General features: G+C 64.7%; 4 protein-coding genes. All 4 read left to right on the forward strand.

What is annotated here, in order from left to right; genetic code table 11:
• Nucleotides 1–2,043 (forward strand): copper-translocating P-type ATPase (locus tag MRY84_RS10095; protein ID WP_291505600.1); only part of this gene is annotated, 2,043 nt, incomplete at its 5' end.
• Nucleotides 2,044–2,112: 69 nt separating this feature from the next.
• Entirely contained in the window at nt 2,113–2,568 is a 456-nt protein-coding gene (locus MRY84_RS10100) for a hypothetical protein (RefSeq protein ID WP_291505601.1), read from the forward strand.
• Nucleotides 2,569–2,643: 75 nt separating this feature from the next.
• Nucleotides 2,644–3,969: a TolC family protein gene (locus MRY84_RS10105; protein ID WP_291505602.1), complete on the forward strand. Its 1,326-nt coding sequence runs from the start codon at nt 2,644–2,646 to the stop codon at nt 3,967–3,969.
• Nucleotides 3,970–3,981: 12 nt separating this feature from the next.
• Nucleotides 3,982–4,962, forward strand: a 981-nt coding sequence (locus MRY84_RS10110; RefSeq protein WP_291505603.1) for an efflux RND transporter periplasmic adaptor subunit, incomplete at its 3' end; no start/stop codon positions are given.

Genomic DNA, 4,962 nt, shown 5'->3' on the forward strand with positions numbered 1-4,962 from the left:
GGAAACTGCCCTAAATGCGGCATGACACTGGAACCCATGCTCCCCACGCTGGATGAGGGAGAAAACGCGGAACTTGTGGATTTCCGGCATCGCTTCTGGTGGACGCTGCCACTGACCGTGGTGGTCACCATCCTGGCCATGGTGGGACACCGGCTGCAGTGGTTCGAGATGGCTACCCAGAGCTGGATTGAGCTCGTGCTGACGGTTCCCATCGTGCTGTGGGCTGGCTGGCCCTTCTTTGTGCGTGGTGCCCAATCCATCGCGAACCGCAGTCCCAACATGTGGACGCTGATCGGTCTGGGCACGGGTGCCGCATTTGTCTACAGCGTGGTCGCCACCGTGGCGCCTGGGGTATTTCCGGCCTCGTTCCAGGCCATGGGCCGCGTGGCGGTTTACTTCGAAGCAGCAGCCGTCATCATCTCGCTTACGCTGCTCGGCCAGATGCTGGAGCTGAAGGCACGCTCGCAGACCTCGGCCGCCATCAAATCGCTGCTGGGCCTGGCCCCCAAGACCGCACGGCGTATCGACGCCAACGGTCAGGAGAGTGATGTCCCGTTGTCCCATGTCCATGTGGGAGACCTCTTGCGCGTACGTCCCGGTGAGAAGGTGCCGGTGGATGGCGTGGTGGTCGAGGGGAGCAGCGCGGTGGACGAAGCCATGCTCACTGGCGAGCCTGTGCCCATCGTCAAAGGACCTGGGGACGCCGTCATCGGAGCCACGCTCAATACCAACGGCGCTCTGGTGATCCGGTCCGAGCGGGTGGGCTCGGCCACCATGCTGTCGCAGATCGTTCAAATGGTGGCCCAGGCGCAGCGCTCACGGGCCCCCATGCAGCGCATGGCGGACCAGGTGGCGGGGTACTTTGTCATGGCCGTGGTGGGCATCGCGTTGCTCACGCTGTTCGCGTGGGGCCTGTTCGGCCCGGAGCCACGTTGGGTCTATGGCCTGGTCAATGCCGTGGCCGTGCTGATCATCGCGTGTCCCTGCGCGTTGGGATTGGCAACCCCCATGTCCATCATGGTGGCCACGGGCCGGGGCGCGACCAGCGGCGTGCTGTTCCGGGACGCCGCTGCCATCGAAAACCTACGCAAAGTGGACACGCTGATCGTGGACAAGACGGGAACGCTCACCGAAGGCAAGCCCTCGTTCGAGCGCGTGGTGGCCATGCCCGGTTTGTCCGAGGACGAGGTTCTTCGCCTGGCGGCCAGCCTGGACCAGGGCAGCGAGCATCCGCTGGCCGATGCCATTGTCGAGGCGGCCCGCGCCAAAGGGCTGGCCCTGGACAAACCCGAGGACTTCGAGTCCGGGTCGGGTATCGGTGTGCGCGGACAGGTCGCTGGACGCCAGCTCGCCTTGGGAAACACGGTCCTCATGGAGCAGGTGGGCGTTTCGGCAAATCCGCTGCTTGCGCAGGCAGAGTCCTTGCGCGCCACAGGTGCGAGCGTCATGTACTTAGCAGCCGATGGGCAACTGCAAGGCCTACTGGCGGTCTCGGATGCCGTCAAGGCGAGCACGCCGGAGGCCCTTGCGAATCTGCATGCGGCGGGACTGCGCATCGTCATGGCCACGGGTGACGGCATGACCACTGCCAAGGCGGTGGGGGCAAAGCTGGGGATTGATGAGGTCCATGGCGAGGTCAAGCCTGCCGACAAGCTGGCTCTGGTGTCACGGCTGCAGGCCGAAGGCCGCGTCGTTGCCATGGCGGGAGACGGGATCAACGACGCGCCCGCCCTTGCCAAGGCAGACGTGGGGATCGCGATGGGTACTGGTACCGATGTGGCGATGAACAGCGCACAGGTCACCTTGGTCAAGGGCGATCTGCGAGGGATTTCCACTGCTCGGGAATTGTCGGAGGCAACGGTGGGGAACATGAAGCAGAACCTGATGTTTGCCTTCCTCTACAACGCGCTGGGCATACCGATTGCTGCAGGGCTGCTGTATCCCTTCACCGGATGGCTGCTGTCGCCAATGATTGCGGCCCTGGCGATGAGCCTAAGTTCGGCGTCCGTGATCGCCAACGCCCTGCGACTTCGCAAGGGTTGAGATGGCTCGGCAGGCTGGGATTTGATCTAGGTTAAGTCCGTGGCCGCCGCTGGGGATACCATTCGCACCATGATCTTCGCCAGAAGCACCGTATCGCGCCAAGGACGCTGGATAAGCAGCTTCCTGGTCGCGGCGTTGCTTCTGATGCAGTTCGCGTTGGCCGCCTATGCCTGTCCCAAGCTGGACTCCGCAGCCCATGCGGCATCGATGCAAAAAGCGGGCATGGCCATGGGAGATGCCGTCGGCATGCCCTCCATGCCCGATTGCCACGCGATGGCGGGCACCATGGATGAGCAGGATCCTCAGCTGTGCCGAGCCCATTGTGACGGCGACAGCTTGTCCTCCCCCTCGCTCCAAGGTCTCGATCTGCAGGCGATCGCGGCGCACGCTATCTGGGTCGCCTATGTGCTGCCTGTGATCCTGGACTCCGAGCGCCATATTGACCCTCGGGCTGTCTACGCAGAGCTGGACAGTCGAGCGGGCTCTCCCACCATCTACTTAACCCATCAGGTCTTTCGGAATTGATCGTGCACGTCTTGCGCGCTGCCTTGCAGCGTTTGCGCAAGTCTGACTTCGTGCCCCTTCATTTCGAGGACCATCATGCCCAACATCTCCTTCGGCGCTCCCTGCGAGCGCCTGTCTGCGCACCAGCGCATTCGTCCCATCTCGCAGCGCATCCAGGTGCGCAACCTCCACCATCTGCGCCTGGGCGCTCTCGGGTTCCTGCTGGCCGGCATCGGCTTGGCTGGCAACCAGGCCCACGCCCTGGGCTTTGCAGAGGCCTTGGATCTGGCGGAGCAGCACAGCCCTCGCATCACGGCCCAGCGGCTGCAGATTGACGCTGCCAGCAGCACCCTGAAGGCCGCAGGAACACTCCCTGATCCAAAGCTCTCGGTCGGTATCGAGAACTTTCCCATCAGCGGCATGGACCGCTTCAGCCTCACACGCGAGTCCATGACCATGCAGCGCCTTGCGCTGATGCAGGAGGTGCCCAACCGGGCCAAGCGCGATGCCCAGATCGCCAGTGCCCAGGCCAAAGTGGAACGCGAGCGCGCCGCCCTGGGCGTCCAGCGCCTGCAGATCCGGCAGGAGCTGAGCCAAGCGTGGATCATGGCCCAGGCCATTGAACAGCGCGACCAGGTGCTCGCCGGTCTACTGAGTGAGAACCAGCGCCTGCAGGACAGCCTGCCTGCCCGCATCGCGGGGGGGATGGCCCAGGCGGGAGACCTCCTGATGGCCAGGCAGGAAGCGCTTGCGCTGTCGGACCGCAGGGACGATCTGCAGCGGGATCGGTCCAAGGCCAGGGCGATGTTGCGGCGCTGGGTTGGCGCCCGGGCCGACGAATCACTGCAGGGAACTCCCGGGCCGCTGAGCCGGCCCCTGGAGCAGTTGCGCGCAGAGGTGCATCGCCATGCCGAACTGGCGCAGTACCCCGCCATGCAGGCCATGGCCTTGGCGGAAACACGCGAAGCCCAGGCAGAAACCAAGGGTGATTGGTCCTGGGAAGTCGCCTACAGCCGCCGCGACCGCCGCTGGGGCGACATGGTGTCGTTCCAGGTGACCTTTGATCTTCCCTGGCAACAGGAGCGGCGCCAGGGACCTCAGATCAAGGCCAAGCAGCTGGAACAACAGCGCCTGGAAGCCGAGCAGGAAGACGTGACCCACAGGCATCTGCAGGAGCTGGAGGACAGCGCCTCAGAACTGGCGGCACTGAACAGTCAGATCGAGCGGCTGCAATCGGCTGGCATGGGCTTGGCACAGGGGCGTGCCGAACTCGCGCTGGCCAATTACCAGTCTGCCAAAGGCGACTTGAGCGCCGTGCTGGCGGCAAGGGCCCAAGTGCGGGAGACGCACTGGCGGCTCATTGATTTGCAGGCACAGCGGGACACCGTAATTGCCCGCCTGAACAGCCTGATCGCCGACTGAAGGGAGAACCACATGACAAATTCTGTTTTCAAGAAGACCGCTGTGGCCGTAGCACTGGTGGCTGCAGGCATCGCCCTCGGCTGGACCGTCTCCCAATGGCGCACCGCGAACAACCACGCACTGGGAGCCAGTCCCGCATCGACAGAAGCAGCAAAAGCCGACCGCAAGGTGCTGTACTGGTACGACCCGATGTCGCCGACGCAGAAGTTCGATAAGCCAGGCAAGTCCCCCTACATGGACATGGCCTTGGTACCCAAGTATGCGGATGAGGACACTCCGGAAAGCTCCGGCCTGAGCGTCTCCGCCCAGGCCGTGCAAGCCCTCGGCCTGCGCACCGCCCTGGTAGAGCAGCGAGACATTGGGTCCGATGTGGACGTGCTGGGCACGGTCCAGCTCAATGACCGGGATGTGAGCATCGTCCAGGCCCGCTCGGGCGGCTTCGTGGAACGCGTCTATGCCCGGGCCCCGGGCGACGTGGTGGCCGCAGGAGCGCCATTGGCCGATCTGTTGCTGCCTGAATGGGTGGCTGCGCAGCGCGAGTTTCTCGCGGTCCGGGCGCTCAAGGACGAGTCGCTGACGACGGCTTCGCGCCAGCGGTTGTCACTGCTGGGTATGCCGGCCTCGCTCGTGGCCCAGGTGGAGCGCACGGGCGAACCTCAGGGCCGCTACACGGTGACCTTTCCACAGGCGGGGATGGTGGCCGAATTGATGGTGCGCCAGGGCATGACGGTCTCTGCGGGGGCCAGCCTGGTGCGCGTGAACGGTCTGGCCAGCGTCTGGATCGAAGCGGCCGTTCCCGAGGCCCAAAGCGGTCCCCTGCAACTGGGGCAGGATGCCCAGGTCCGCCTGGCCGCGTTTCCAGGCGAAACCCTCAAAGCCCGGATTGTGAGCATCCTCCCAGAAGCCAATCGGGACACCCGCACGGTGCGTGTGCGGCTGGAGCTACCCAACCCCGCCCAGCGGCTGAAGGCGGGCATGTCCGGACAAATCGCC

This window comes from Acidovorax sp., from assembly GCF_022763525.1.
Lineage (GTDB): Bacteria > Pseudomonadota > Gammaproteobacteria > Burkholderiales > Burkholderiaceae_C > Acidovorax.